Annotated in this window: 8 protein-coding genes (1 of these 8 running past the window's edge); 5 read left to right on the top strand and 3 right to left on the bottom strand. The window is 64.0% G+C overall.

Translation table 11 applies throughout. The features are described from left to right. Positions 1-2,668, bottom strand: the start of a protein-coding gene (locus ACM9LZ_RS06535; protein ID WP_416618540.1) for an autotransporter-associated beta strand repeat-containing protein. The gene continues 24,416 nt to the left of window position 1, outside the view; the window shows 2,668 of its 27,084 coding nt (coding positions 1-2,668); its start codon is at positions 2,666-2,668; its stop codon lies off the left edge, out of view. A gap of 417 nt (positions 2,669-3,085) precedes the next feature. Next, on the bottom strand, positions 3,086-5,335 hold the full coding sequence (locus ACM9LZ_RS06540; RefSeq protein WP_416618541.1) for a TonB-dependent receptor: 2,250 nt from the start codon (positions 5,333-5,335) through the stop codon (positions 3,086-3,088). A gap of 357 nt (positions 5,336-5,692) precedes the next feature. Between ACM9LZ_RS06540 and ACM9LZ_RS06545 the strand changes: the two genes are divergently transcribed. The 4 genes from ACM9LZ_RS06545 (at position 5,693) to ACM9LZ_RS06560 (ending at position 11,220) form a co-directional block, all read left to right on the top strand. Next, positions 5,693-7,381, top strand: a complete 1,689-nt coding sequence (locus ACM9LZ_RS06545) for a DUF885 domain-containing protein (RefSeq protein ID WP_416618542.1) — start codon at positions 5,693-5,695, stop codon at positions 7,379-7,381. Positions 7,382-7,450: 69 nt separating this feature from the next. Next, positions 7,451-8,770, top strand: coding sequence for a spinster family MFS transporter (locus ACM9LZ_RS06550; protein WP_416618543.1), 1,320 nt, complete (start codon positions 7,451-7,453; stop codon positions 8,768-8,770). 33 nt (positions 8,771-8,803) lie between these two features. After that, positions 8,804-10,507: a gamma-glutamyltransferase gene (locus ACM9LZ_RS06555; RefSeq protein ID WP_416618544.1), complete on the top strand. Its 1,704-nt coding sequence runs from the start codon at positions 8,804-8,806 to the stop codon at positions 10,505-10,507. 23 nt (positions 10,508-10,530) lie between these two features. After that, positions 10,531-11,220, top strand: coding sequence for a TetR/AcrR family transcriptional regulator (locus ACM9LZ_RS06560; protein ID WP_416618545.1), 690 nt, complete (start codon positions 10,531-10,533; stop codon positions 11,218-11,220). 129 nt (positions 11,221-11,349) lie between these two features. Here ACM9LZ_RS06560 and ACM9LZ_RS06565 read toward each other — a convergent pair whose 3' ends face one another. Continuing rightward, positions 11,350-12,636, bottom strand: coding sequence for an MFS transporter (locus tag ACM9LZ_RS06565; RefSeq protein ID WP_416618546.1), 1,287 nt, complete (start codon positions 12,634-12,636; stop codon positions 11,350-11,352). Between the two features lie 570 nt (positions 12,637-13,206). Here ACM9LZ_RS06565 and ACM9LZ_RS06570 point away from each other — a divergent pair. Continuing rightward, positions 13,207-14,931, top strand: coding sequence for a gamma-glutamyltransferase (locus ACM9LZ_RS06570; protein ID WP_416618547.1), 1,725 nt, complete (start codon positions 13,207-13,209; stop codon positions 14,929-14,931). Positions 14,932-15,080 lie beyond the last annotated feature (149 nt).

The raw sequence follows: 15,080 nt of genomic DNA on the forward strand, positions 1-15,080 counted from the left end.
TGGTCATGCCCAACGCCAGCGTGCCGGCACCCGTTTTGGTCAGGGTACCACCGCCGCCACCCAGGCTGGCGGCCGACAGGGTCAGGGTCACCCCGGTACCGACATTGATGGTGCCATTGCCATCAGCCATGGCGGTGGGGCCCATCCAAATGTCATTGTCGACGGTGGTCGTGTCCGTGGCGATCAGGGTGCCGCCATTGAACTTCAAGGTGCCGCTGGACAGCGCATCATCATCGGCAATCGACAGCGCGCCTGCGCTCAGCGTGATGGCGCCCGACCAGGCCGCTTCGTTGCCGGTATTGCTCAGGGTCAGGGTTGCAGACCCGGACTTGACCAGATTGCCGGTGCCGCTGATCAAACCAGACAGGGTAACATCGGCACCGGCATTGACCGTGGCCCCATTGCTGCCCAGGGTGATGGCGTTGTCGATGGTGGTTGCACCGGTGACGGCCAAGGTCGCGGTGCTGCCATTAAGGGTCAGCGCGCCCGACAGCAGATTGGCATCGCTGGCCACCGACAGGGTGCCGCCGGTGACATTCATGGTACCGGTGCCGGTCTGTGTGCCCGACAGGACCAGTGTGCCCGGCGAGCCCTTGTTTAAGCCGCCGCTGCCGCCCAGGGCGCTGGCAATGGTCAGCGTCGTGTCCGACGCGATATAGAAACCCTGCGTGGTGCCGGCGCCGAGCGTAATGGTGCTACCGGTCAGGGTCACGCTGCCAGCAGTCTGGGCCGCAAAGTCCAAATTCTCATTGATGGTGATATCGCCGGCCAGGGTAATCGATGTACCGCTCATCAGGGCGCTGTCGAACATCAGCGTTTGCAAGCCACTTGTATCAGCCGCCGCAATAGCAATCGCTTCACTGAAACTGACGCCATCGCTCAGGTCGATGGTCGCCGTATCGGTGGCATTATCGATATAGATGGTATCGATGTTGACCGTGGTCGTAACGGTGGTGCTGTTATTGGCAGCATCGGTCAGCGTGATGGTAAGCGGCGTATCGCCATAGGATTTAGTGCTGCTATAGCTTATGCTTCTTAAAACCTGACCGATTAAATCCGCATCAGCACTACCATTGAAGGTAATGGACATCTTGTTCCCGATAGTGGAATAAGTGCCGAAATCACCCCCACCGTTTTTGGACAATGTACCATTGCTTGCGACAAAAAGGATCGTACTGAAGTCGAAATTATCAATGCTCAACGCACCGCCGGTGCGCTCCACAACCAGCGTGGCGCCATCCCAATCATTCTGCGCGTCACTGACGGTGGCACCCGTGCCAGGATTGAAATCATCAATGAAGGCAAATCCACCCAGATTGGTGACATCGCCATCCAGATCGTGGATGACGGGGGCGTCGGGGTTGACGGGTGTGTGAATATCCTCAAGTGTCACATCGTCGAACGCAAGATTGACGGCATTCCCGTCGGTTGCCGTAATCCGGACCCATGAAACATTGTCAAACGCCGCTCCATCAGCCGGTGTAAAGGTGGCTGTTTCAGTGTCGATGACATCTACTGTCTCACTGGCTCCCTTGTCCGTAGTGATCGTCAGGCTTCTCGCTGTCGAATCGGTCGAAATAATCCCCATCGACACGAGATCGAATATTTTCCCCCCGGTAACGGTAAACTCGTAAGTCTTGAGGGCATCGACATCGACACCGGCATCGAATGTTGCGTAAGCAGTTCCGTTTCCGTTGCCTGCAGCTCCCCAACCCACAGCGTCCACGAGTTGCGCCGCGACCAAAACAGAGGAATTATCGGCTCCGCTTGTATCGCCGCTGGAGGACGCGACAAGCTGGATCGTGTTGTTTTTTGTACCGTCCGACAATGTTTGCTGAACGGTACTTGCCGATGCATAGGTATTTGCATCAACAGTTATCGTGGGAGACGTGGCCAAATCGAAATCGAATACCGTGTTTTGCTCGCCGGCATCATCGGCGAGAATGTGGGTATAGGCTGCAATCGAAAGGCTTGCGGTTTCAAAAGTGCCAAATTGCTTCTCCAGCGTCCAGTTGCCGCCCAGGCTGGAAGCGCCGGTCGGATCACTCGACGCCGCGATATCGGCACCAGTCAAACCGGCCAAGAGGTGCACGAAAGCCGCCCCGTCGCCCGAAGCCACCCCGCACCCATAAAACAGCAGATCACCTTCCGCGCTCAGCGCCGCACCCAGCGTCGCCAGATCGGCGGCCCGTGCCTCGGTCGCCGCAGCGTTCAACGCCAGCGTGCCCAGAGTCACTTGGCCTTCAGTGCCATGGCTCAACACATGGATGGCATCATACCCGCTTTTGCCCTCGGCCCAGGCGGCCATCTGGGCAAGGCCATCCTTGCTGCCATCCAGCAGGACGATCTCCACCCCGTCCTTTATCCCATCCCGCAGGGTCTGCCAGTCGGCCACGCCGGTATCGATAAACGCCACTTCGCGGCGGACGGGTTCCGATATGGCGGTCGGGGTGGGGGCAACGTCACTGAGTCCAGCCAGCAAACTGGCCACGCCCAGATCATCCGCCGGATGGTCGGGCAGTGGCTTGGCCGCCACATCCTGCGCGACATCGGCGGCCGTGGCGACGGCCGCCGCGTCAAACATCATGCGCGGTTCAAGGGCCAGGGGGGCCGAAAGTCCACGATTGCCCTTGCGACCCTTGCGGCCCGTTTGCACCGAACGCGACATTTATTACCCCCGAATGGACTACCCCGTTCCGGGGCATCAAGACCCAACCAAAGGTATATCTCTCGTTCAGCGCAAAAGTAAATGCGTTAGCGGGGCGCTTATCGTAATGAAATTGCTTCGATCTTCCCGCTATCGGCCGGCGGCGCTCACCAGCATGCCCGGTCACGGCGCTGATACCGTCGTCGCCACTCAATTTATTGCAATCGCACATCAATCGAGCAGCAGCAAAAGAAGCCTGAACGTGTTTCGGGCCCGACGGCGGTCACCGTCGGGCCTGTTCCATGATGAAGAAGGTTTAGAACCTGTTCGGAAAATCTCTCTTGTTTTGCAGCGTGTTAACGTTTCATTCCGTTGCCCCGGTCTTCGCTGGGGTGACGGTGATGGGATGAAGCCATCTGAAACTTGCCGGACGGACACCTAGAATCGGGCGCCGACGGACAGGTAGAATGTACGGCCGGGCATGAAGTCCAACGTTGCCGGCTGGCCCATCGCATCCGCGGTGGCGGCGGGCACGGCAAGCGATTGCGATGCCCCCTGCAGGTTGCGCTCATCCGTGACGTTCAGGACCTGAAGATTGAGCGTGTAGCGTGTATCCAGGTCCACCCCGGCCCGCAGATCCAGGAAGGTGGTTTCAGGCAGCTTGTAGTAACGCGACCCGGTATCGCCGGGGAATGTCGTGGTGGAACTGCTGCGATACCGCACGCCGCCGCCGACATTGGCTTCCACCCTGTTGGTCAGGGGAAAATAGTAATCAGCCCTGACGGCACCGGCCCATTTGGCGCTGTAGGGCAGCGTATTGCCGATGGCGGCACCGCCGACGGCCCCCGGCAACAGACCCGTGATCTCCGCATCGGTGTAGGTGAGATTGCCGGCGAAGGTCAGGCCGTAGAACGGCGTGAAGCTGGTTTCCAGCTCCACGCCCTTGCTGCGGGCATCGCCGGCATTGCCGATAACGGTGTTGGTGCCGTTGAAATAGTTGAGCTGGATGTTCGTCCAGTCGATGTAGAAGGCGGCGATGTTGGTGGTCAGCCGGCTGCCCAGCAGCGTGGATTTCAGGCCCAGCTCATAGTTCCAGGTTGTGTCGGGGTCGAACGTGCCGCCGCTGGTGTTGGGCCCGCCGGGGCGGTAACCGCGCGCCACGCGCCCGTAAAGCATCGTGTCAGGCTGGAAACGCCAGCGTGCATCGACCGTCTGTGTCCAGACGCCGTCATCGGAATCGGCCACCGCCAGCCGCGGCGAAGCGCCGATATTGACCAGATAGCCCGATGCCACGCGCGTCAGCTTCTGGTCATTGTAGCTGTAGCGAAGGCCGGCGCCGAGATCGAATTCGGGCGTGATGCTGTAATTGGCATTGCCGAACACGGCATATTCGACATACCGGCTGGCCAGTGCCACGGTCTGATAGTTTGCCAGGGCGGCCACCGTCGGCTGCAACGCCGCCGGTGGGGTGGCGGTGCCATATTGGTACATCGAATTGATACCGCTGTGATAATCACTCTTCTCATGATCATAGAACAGGCCCGCCAGCCATTCCACGGGGCCCGACCCGGAGGAGGCCAGCCGCAATTCCTGCGTCAGCTTCTCCGTGCTGGGACTGGTCGTGCCATAGAACTGCATCAAAGGTCCCAGGGCCGGGCCGAATGCCGGCTGAAAGGTCGGCGTGTAGTCGGAAAGAATATTGACCCGGAATTTGGAATACCCGGTCGTCGATGTGGCCGTCAGATCGTCGGAGACCCGATATTCGACATTGCCTTGGATGAAATGGTACCGGGACTTGGAAAAGCTGTCGACGTTGCGAAAGGTGCCGTACTCGCCGTAAAGGGGCAGCAGGGTGACGGCATTGCCCAGGACACTGCCGCTTTGCGGGGTCTTGTTGATGGCGACGGTACCCGCAATGCGGATCGTCAGGTCGTCGTTGGGCAGCAGCAGCAGGTCCGCCCGGCCACCCTTGCGCCGGTTGGCATTCAGTTCGTCGCGCCCCGTGCGGACATCGGTGAGGTCGCCTTCCCGGTAGGCGTAGTGGCCGCTCAGCCGCAGGGCCGCCTTGCCGTCGATCAAGGGGACGTTGATCCCGCCGCGGACCGTATGACGGTTGGCGTCCGCCCCCGCATCATGCCCGTAATCGACCTTGATATGGCCGGAGGTGGCGTGGGTGTCGGGGGCCTTGGTGACGTATTTCACCAGACCGCCCAGCGTGCTGGCGCCATAAAGGGTGCCCTGGGGACCGCGCAGCACCTCCACCCGGGCCAGTTCGCTGGGGTCCATGTCGGGACTGAACAGGGCGCCCAGCGCAAAGCCGCTGCGGGCGCCGAATGATGCATCATCGATATAGACCCCGGCCGTGGGGCTGAGATCGTTCGGCCCCGTCGACAGGCCACGGAAGACCAGCCGGTTGCCATCCACCCCCGACGGCCGGACGTCCAGCCCCGGCACATAGGCCGACACATCGTCCAGATTGTTGGCCATGACGCGGCCGATCAACTGTTCGCCGACCGCGGTCACGGAGGAGGGCACATCCTGTATCCGCTCCGCCCGCTTGTTCGCCGTGACGATGATTTCCTCCAGGATGAAGTCGGAGCCCGCGTCCACTGCCTGGGCGCCGGCCATCGGCGCATGGATGATGAAGGCACTCGACATCCAGAGTGCGTGGAACGTTCCTTTGCGCATGTGCATCACCTTCCGCTGTTCAAGGGGCCGGCTCTTTTCGGGTGGCCTGCCATTCCGGAATAGACCTTAGACGCACTTCCAATTTTTGACAATACAGTATTGTACGTAAATTGATTGGGTGTCGGCGAACCGGTTGCTGGGGCGAAGATTTCGTCGCGAGCGGAGGTCGGGTCTTGTCTGCCTCAGCAAGGCCACGGCGGATATCTGCCGTCTCGACGTTTGTGTCGGTCGGGAACCATAAATTCCATACAGTATTGAATTGTGATGGTGCGGCAGGTAGGATGATCGGGCCTGCGCCTCCGGCCTGCGGGGCCGTACAGCAGAATGAACAGGCGGGACATCGGGAAAGGACGAAACATGTGTAAGGCCAAGATCGGCGAACTGGCCGAACGCTATTGGGCGTTCCAGCGGGAAGAGTTCCCCCTAATGGCGATCCAGGCTGGCCAGCCCGGTGACGCGGATACATTGATGCGGGAGGCGCCGGCCGACCATGAACGGCGTGCGGCCTGGGCGGCGGTGGCTGTGAAGGAACTGGCGTCAATCGACCCAAGGGGACTGGATACGCAGGACCGGGCGACCCATGCGCTGCTGCGTCGCGAGTTCACGGCCCTTTGCGACATGGTTGCCTGCGGTGCGCATCTGCGCCCGTCGCTCTATCCGCTGGGTCCGGATTTCATGCTCATATATTGGGCGAACATCACGGCCCTGGCCAATGTTCCTGATGCCCGCCGCTATCTTGCCCGTCTGGCGACGGTGCCCGCGGCCATGGCGGATGCGCGGGCCTCGCTCCTGGCCGGGCGGGATCGCGGCTACCGCTATCCGCGGCTGGTCATCGACCGGGCGGTGGCACAGGTGCGCGGGACGCTGGCGGTGCCGGTAAGGTCCCATCCCTTCGCCCAGCCCCTGCTGCGTGTGGCCGGCCGCTCACCCGCATTGGCCGATCTGGCGGAACAGGGACTGGCGCTGATCACCGATCAGCTTTATCCCGCCTTGCACGCCTATGCGAATTTCCTGGAAAGAACATTGGGGGCCGCGGCGCGCGACAGCCTGGCCTGCACCGATGATCCGGACGGTGATGCCTTCTACCGCTATCTTGTCGGGCAATCGACGACGCTGGACATGTCCCCGGGTGACATCCATGCGCTGGGGCTGGCCGAGGTGGACCGTATCAGCGCGCAGATGCTGGCCACGGCGGCGGCCGGTGGATATCCCGGCGACCTGCCGGGCTGGCGGGAATCCCTGCAGGCGGACCCCGCGCAATATGCCCCCACGGCCGCGATATTGCGGGGTGAGATCGAGATCCTGTCCAAGCGCATCGATGCCCGCATCCCGGAATTCTTCGGCCGGGTGCCCCGCGCCACCTATGGCGTGCAGAGCATTCCGGAGGCCATTGCCGAAAAGATGCCGCCCGCCTATGCCCAGCCCAATCCCGCCGACGGCACGGCCGCCGGCGTCCATTGGGTCAGTTCTGTACCGGGCAAGCTGCCGCGTTACATGCATGTGCCCCTGGCGCTGCACGAGGCATGGCCGGGCCATCTCATGCATCTGGCTTTGATTCAGGAGATGGAGCATCTGCCCGCATTCCGCCGCTTCGGTGCGCTGCGCTACACGGCGTGCCTGGAGGGCTGGGCGCTCTATTGCGAGCGCCTTGGGGAGGACATGGGGTTCTATGACGCGCCGGCCAAGCTTTACGGCCGGCTGGAAATGGAGATGTGGCGCGCCGTGCGGCTGGTCGTCGATACCGGCCTGCATCACATGGGCTGGACCCGTGATCGGGCCCTTGCCTTCTTTGGCAAGCACATGGCAATGCCCGCCTCCACCATGGAGGCGGAGGTTGATCGCTATATTGCGCTGCCGGCCCAGGCACTGGCCTATCAACTGGGCAACCTGAAATTCAAGGATGTCCGGCGGCGGGCGGAGGCGGCGCTGGGCGACGACTTCCCGATCCGTGATTTCCACGACGCCCTGATGGCGGCGGGGCCGGTCACCCTGCAGGTGCTGGACGATCTTATGGCGGATTGGACGGCCCGGCGCGCTGCTGCCTGACCCGCGACCCCGTGCGGTGTTCCCCCGGGGGGGCACGCCGCAGCCGCCCGCACAAGGGAACCCCGCCTGATGTCCACCACCACGACCCCCGGTGCCGTCGGGGCGCCGCTGTCGCCGGGTGCCGAGCCATGGCGGCTTTACACACCACGCCAGCGCAACCTGTTCCTGTTCGTCCTGTTTCTGGTCGGCACGTCGAACTATGTCGACCGCAACATCGTCGGCGTCCTGCTGGAACCGATCAAGGCCGAGTTCGGCGTATCCGACGCCATGCTAGGCCTGCTGTCGGGGCTGTCCTTCGCCCTTTTCTATGCGACGCTGGGCATTCCCGTGGCGCGCTGGGCCGATCGGGGGGACCGGCGCTTCGTCATCACGCTGGCCCTGACCGTCTGGAGCCTGATGACGGTCCTGTGCGGCATGGCGCAGAATTTCTGGCAGCTTGCCGCCGCCCGTGTCGGCGTCGGTGTGGGCGAGGCTGGTGCCATCCCGCCGGCCCAGAGCCTGATCGCGGATTATTTCCCGCCCGACCAGCGGGCAAAGGCGCTGGGCGCCTATCTGATGTGTTCCATCGCCGGCTATATCCTGGGGCTGGTGGCGGGCGGCTGGATCGCCGTGCATTACGGCTGGCGTGCGGCCTTTATCATTGTCGGGCTGCCGGGGCTGGCGCTGGCGCTGGTCACCCGCACCGTTTTGCGGGAACCGCGCCTTGCCGGCGGCACCCTGCGTCCCCCGGCCGGCGGCGGGGAAAGCGTGATGGCGACATTCCGCATTCTCATGCGCAAGCCGTCCTACCGGAACATGATCTATTCGATGACCTTCTATTTCCTGGTGTCCTATGGTGCCCTGATCTTCCTCGCGTCGTTCATGGTCCGGGTTCATCAGATCGATCTGGCGACCGTCGGAATGATCATCGGCATCCAGTCGGCTGTGGGGGCGGTGATCGGCAATCTGGCCGGCGGTGCGCTGGCGGACAAGCTGGCCAAACGCGACCCGGCCTGGCTGGCCCGGATGCCGGGATGGGGTCTGCTGCTCGTCGCCCCCTTCTATCAGGTGGCCTTCCTCATGCCCGACATGGTCAGCATGCTGGCCGTGCTGAGCGTGACGGGCATCGTCCTGACCGGTGCCGTCCCGTCCATGTTCTCCGCCCTGCACGTGGTGTGCGGGTCGCCGCGGCGTGCCATGGCGGTGGCGCTGGTTTTCTTCTTCGCCAACCTTATCGGCCTGGGCCTGGGGCCGGTCGCCACGGGCCTGATCAGCGACATGCTGGCCCCTAGCCTGGGTCCGGCGGAAAGCCTGCGCTATGCGCTGATCATCATCCTGCTGGCCCTGGTGCCCAGCGGGATTTTCATGCTGCGGGCGGCTCGGCATCTCAATGCGGATGCCGAACCCTGATGCCCCTCGCGCGTTTCAAGACAGGAGAATGACATGCCGGACAACCTGTCCCGCTATATCCGCAACCCCGGCCCGAAGGCCCCGGTTTCAGGCCTGCAGGCGGCCGTGACGACGGATTCCGCCATTGTCACCGAGACCATGGTGAACATCCTGCGCCAGGGGGGCAATGCGGTGGATGCCGCCATCGCCGGTGCCATGGTGCAGGCGGCGGTGGAACCGTTCATGACCAATCATGCCGGGCTGGTCACCTGTCTCTATTACGAGGCGAAGACCGGGACGCTGCATCAGCTCGACAGCCTGGGGGGCCATCCGTCGGGTCTCTCGCCTTTCCGGCCCGTGCCGCAGGGGGCGGGGCCTTATGCGCTGCTGCCGCCATCCGCCATCATTCCGGGTTTCATGCCCGGCTTGAAGGCGATGCACGAGCGGTTCGCCGTCCTGCCCTGGGGCAGGCTGTGTGCCGATGCGGTGACGTGGGCGGAAAGCGGTCATGTCGTGTCCACCTTCGAATATGGGGTGAATGTCTTCGGGGAGAAGTTCATCACCCACTTCCCGGAAGGGCGGGATTTCTATCAACCCGACGGCTATTTCCCCAATGTCGGCGAGGTTTTCGTGCCAAGGGGGCTGGCGGAAACCATGCGGGGCGTCCGCGACCAGGGGCCGGACTATATGATCCGGGGGCCCTGGGCACAGGCCTTCGTGGCCAAGGCGAACCAGATGGGTTGGGCCATCACGCCTGACCATATGGTGGAAACGCCGCCCCGCTGGGTGGAGCCGCTTCGCTTCGCTTATAATGAGTATGAGATCGTCTGCCTGGGACCGCCGCAGGCCCAGGGCTTCTTCACGGCCGTTGCCATGGGTGTCCTGAAGCATCTGGGCATCCGGGACATGCAGCCGGGATCGGCGGAGCATCTTTGGGCCATGGGGCATGCCCTGCGCCAGGGCCAGCGCCATTGGGAATATGCGCAGGACGACACGATCTATGATGTGCCGCGCGACGCCGTGCTGGACGATACCTATCATGCCCATCTGGCGCGCCTGATCCGCGGCAGCCGGCCCCGGGTCGATCTGACCTCCCATCTCCGGCTGGCCGGCGATGTGCCCGGCGGCGGCGATTTCATGTCGGCGCTGGGCGGCAGTGGTGGCCGGCCGCGGCTGGTTTCACAGACCGAGAAGCAGCCTTCCGGCTCCTGCGAGATTGCCGTGGCGGATGCGGAAGGCAACTGGGTCCAGATGATGGACACGCTGCAAGGGTCCGGTATTCCCGGCCAGGTGGTCGGCGGGGTGCCGATGGTCGGCAGCCATGCCACCTTCGGCCATCTGCAAAGCTCGATGGACACCACGCTGGTGAAGGGCGCCAAGGCGCGCTGCATCATCGGCAACACGCTGGTCCTGAAGGATGGAAAGCCCGTCTTCTCTGCCGGATCGCCGGGCAATATCCATTGCACATTGCCCCAGGTGCTGACCTATCTGCTGGATTTCAAGCTGGACCCTTATCAGGCGGTCGATGCGCCCCGGATGCTGCCCATGACGGAAAACCGGGGGGTGGTGGTGGAGGATCGGCTGCAACCCGGCGTCGTGGAGGATTTGCACAAGCTGGGGGTCAGGGTCGGTGTCCTGCCCGGCTATGACTACCATATGGGCAGCTTTTCCGTGATTGCGCGCGACGAGGTGACGGGACATCTGACGGCCGTGGCCGATCCGCGCCGTTGTGCGGCGGCCGATGGCATTCCCGCGTGAGGAGGGCGGTTCCGGAATTGAACATGCGAGACATCATGCCGGATACCGGCCTGGCCGGTGGCGGGCCGGACGACGCCATGCCGGCGGCCACCGAACCGGACGGCGCCCTGCCGGCCAGACGACCCCGCAAGACACCTTCCGGTCCCCGGCTGGGGCGGGATGACTGGGTTCTTGCCGCCAAGAAGGCCCTGGTCGCCCGGGGCGTGGATGCTGTGAAGATCGACCGGCTGGCCAGGGAGATCGGGGTCAGCCGCGGCAGCTTCTACTGGCATTTCAAAAGCCGGGGGGAGCTGCTGGCGGCCCTGCTGACCTACTGGCGCGACACCAACACCACGGCCCTGCGCACCGCCATCGAGGGCAATGGCGGCGATGGGCTGGCGCAGTTCAAGGCATTGATCCGGACCTGGCTGGAGGAGAAGGATTTCTCCCCCAGCTTCGACAATGCCGTGCGCGACTGGGCCCGCCATTCCAAGACGGCGTCGGCCCTGCTGCGCCGGGTGGACGAGGAGCGCACGGTCCTGTTCTGCGACATCTTCCGCAACATGGGCTATGACGAGGCGGAATGCGCCATCCGGGCGCGCGTGCTCTACTTCCACCAGGTCGGCTACTATACCCTGTCGCTGAAGGAACGCCGGGCGGACCGCCGGGCGACCATGCCGCTTTATTACAAGATCCTCACCGGCAAGGTCGCGCCGGGCGATCTGATGGATTGAACATCGGCCATCTCATACCCTGGTCCCGGGGGTAGAACGCCCCGGGACCAGGGTATGACCTGCAAGTCCGCATCGGGCGGCAGGAGACAAGAAGCCCCCGGCGGGTCCAACCCGCCGGGGGCTTTGTCGTCAGGCGCTGCCGGCGCGCCGCAGGTCGCCCGGCAGGGACCGGATGGCGGCCCAGAAATGACCGGCCGCCCACAGGCCGGTCAGCCCGGCGATGGCCAGCGCGATGCGCAGCGAATGGGCCGGTTCGGCGATGTGTGCCGCGAGCAGGTCGGACGCGAAGCCGATCAATTGCGGGGCCAGGGCCAGGTTGGCGATGTTGGCGGAGAACAGCATGACTGCCACCGTCACCCCCCGCATGTCCGAGCGTACCAGATTCTGCATCAGGGCTAGTGTCGGGCCGACATAAAGGTTGGCGAAGGGCACGAACAGCCACAGCAGCCAGACCGCAGCATCGCGGTCGTCCACAAGATGGGCGGCCACGCCCGGCACCGTGATCAGAAGGGTGATCAAGGCCAGGAAATGGCACTGCCATTTGGCTTCCATCCGGGCGAGCTTCAAAGTCACCACGGCGGCGGCCACCATGGCCGCAGCGCCGCCGGCCCCGCTCATCAAGCCGACCATGGTTCCGGCCTCGCCGACGGACAGGCCGTGCGAGCGTCCCAGGAAGGCCGGCGTCCACCAGATCAGCCCCATCCCGGAGAAGGTGGCGATGGTCGCACCGGCCATGACATGCAGCAGGGCCCGCTGGGAGCGGATGAAGCGCAGGGCCGGCCGCAGCCCCACCCCCGTTCCCGCGGCCGACACGATCGCATGCGGGTCGCTGGCGCCGCGCTTGGGCTCCCGCACGCTCAGCAGCAGGATCAGCACGGGCAGGCTGCCGAACGCGAAGATGATCAAGGCGGAACGCCAGCCATATTTCTCGGCCAGCAACCCGCCGCCGATGCCGCCGATGGCGGAGCCCAGCGCGATGCCCAGGGCATAGATCGACATGGCCACGATCCGCTCTGACGGGCGGAAATAATCGGCGATGATGGAATGGGACGGCGGGGTGCCCCCCGCCTCACCCACCCCGACGCCGATTCGGGCCAGCAGCAGATGCCAGAAATTCTGTGCCATGCCGCACAGCGCGGTGAAGGCCGACCAGATGGCCAGCGCCCACATGATCATGTTGCGCCGGTGCGTGCGGTCGGCCAGTGCCCCCAGCGGCAGCCCGGCCGCGCCATAGAACAAGGCCAGGGCCACGCCCGTCAGAAAGCCCACGGCGCTGTCGGAAAGCTGGAATTCCGCCTTGATGGGCTCGATCAGCGTGGATAGCACGAAACGGTCGGCGATGTTCATCGCATAGACCAGGGTGATGACCAGCAGCACCCAATAGCGCCTGAGGAAAGGGGGGGCGTCCGTCGTCATCGGCTGCGTCTCCAGTCTTTTCGTTCCGGATGAGTGCGCATCGGCACCTTTGCTCCATACCGTCTCATGCAATGGCTTTCGCGGGTGTGGGTGCGGGGGGCCGCCACTGGTCCCGCGGCCCGCCGGGCAACCTGCAAGGGGGCCGAAGACGGGTTCGGAATTTAGATACATTAGTGTCTTGTTTTTGTCGACAAGCGATCCGCGAGCCATGCCGGTGATGAGAGCGGGTCATCACGGCTATCCTCAATCGATGTGAGCAAATGGCGTGTTCCGCACGAAAATGCTCTTAGGCTTGACAGCAAAAAATAAATACAGAAATGTATTGTTAAGGCGGCGATCCCGTGCTCGTGCGGGCCTGCCGGTTGTGCGTTGCGCCCTTCACAGGGGCGCGGCGGGAAAACCCCATCGGGGGGCGGGACGACAGGCCCGTTCCCCCGGGCTGTCGGCCGCGGACAGGGGCGGCCTGAAACGACTACCAACGATAGGGAAAAGACCATGCATGTCACCCGGCGTACCGCCCTTACCGGAATGCTTGCCGTGCCCGCTCTTGCGGTTTCCGCGCCGGCGATCATGGCTCGGCCGAAGGTCGACCTGACGCCCACCCGGTGGGCTGCCGGCGATTATGAGCGCTACCTCAAGGCCCAGGGCGTGGACCATACGGTTGCGGGTGCCGCGCGCGGCCGCAAGGGCGCCGTCACGGTCGCCTATAGCGGCCTGGCCGCGCGGGCCGGGCTGGAGGCGCTGGTCCAGGGCGGCAACGCCATCGACGCGGCCATGACGGCGGCCCTGGCCCAGGTGGTGCTGGCCGTCGGCGCGCCCATCAGCTTCTTCGGGATCATGTCGCTGGTCTATCACGAGGCCAAGACGGGCAAGACCTATACGATGAACGCCGAATGGAACACGGTGGCCGGCGAGACCGACCCCATGAGCATTCCCGGCGGCTATGATTTCTCCAGTCAGGAGGCGCTGCGGGGCAAGGGCGCGCCCAGCGGCCGCACGGCGCTGGTCGGCGGTTTCATGCGCGGGGTGGAGGCGGCACATCGCCGTTTCGGCAAGCTGTCCTTCGCGAACCTGTTCGAACCATCGATCTACATGGCGGAACAGGGCATCCCGGTGACGGGCTTCCTGGCCGACATCTTCCGTTTCCGCGATGCCGACATCCGCCGTCTGGCCGAAACGCGGGCCACGCTGGTGAAGCCGGACGGCACCGCCTATGCCGAGGGCGACATCTTCCGCCAGCCGGCCCTGGCCCAGACGCTGCGCGCCGTGGCCAAGGATGGCGCGGACCATATGTATGACGGCCCCTGGGGGCGCAAGCTGGTGGCCGCCGTGCAGGCCGATGGCGGCAAGATGACCCTGGAAGACCTGCGCAATTATCAGGTCCTGTGGGCCGATCCGCTGGTGGCGGAATTGCGCAACGGCTATTCGGTGCGCACCAGCCCCATGCCCAATTTCGGGGGCTATTCCCTGGTGGAGGCGCAAAACCTGGCCGATGCCGCCGGCCTGTGTGGGGGCACCCACTGGACCCGATCGTCGGAGCAGTTGCGCAAGGCGCTGGACATCACGCAGTTGTTCGGCATCACGATGTTCCCCGAGGCGGCGCGCGCTGCCATCTTCCCCGGCATTGATTTCAGCCCGGCCTCCCGCATCACCAAGGAACATGCCGCGGCCCTCTGGGCGCAGATGGCTTCGGGTAAGACCTTCACGAAATGGAAGCGCACGACGCCGATGCATTCCGACGACGTGGTGGCCATCGATGGCGAAGGCAACATCGCTGCCATCACCCATTCCATCAATACCGTCAACTGGGGCAAGACGGCGATCTTCGTCGATGGCGTTTCCATCTCCGACGCCGCTTCCTTCCAGCAGGCGGCCGTGGCACGGGTCAAGCCGGGCGAACGGCTGCCCGCGCCGACGGAAACGGGTGTCCTGTTCAAGGATGGCCATGCCGTCCTGGGCTTCGCCTCCATGGGCGCCGGCCTGCATCACCGCACCTTCCAGGGGCTGCTGAATTATACCTGCTTCGGCATGAATGTGGAGGAAGCCATCAACACACCGGACTTCTTCCTGCCATCGGTCAATTCTGAAACGGGGGAGACGACCCTGGTGGTGCCCGTCGGGCGTTTCGACCGCAAGGTACTGGAAGGCACCGGCTACGCCTTCCGTGAAATGCCGCTGGAAGAGGCGCGGCTGGGCGGTGAAGGAAAATGGGTGGCCATCAGCCGCGATCCGAAGACCGGTGAACTGCATGCCGCCTCGCATAACCGCAACAATGGCGACGCGGTGGCGTTCTGACACGCCACCGCACCGGCGGCCGGCCCTGTTGCGCGGTGTCTGGCCGCCGGCCGGGAACATTGCATCGTTCTTCCAAGGATCGGAAACCATGGCCGATATCCGGCACATTCCCCATCCCGTACCGACACCCGCAGATAAAAGGCGCCGGC

The organism is Niveispirillum fermenti (assembly GCF_048066175.1).
Classification (GTDB): Bacteria; Pseudomonadota; Alphaproteobacteria; order Azospirillales; family Azospirillaceae; genus Niveispirillum; species Niveispirillum fermenti.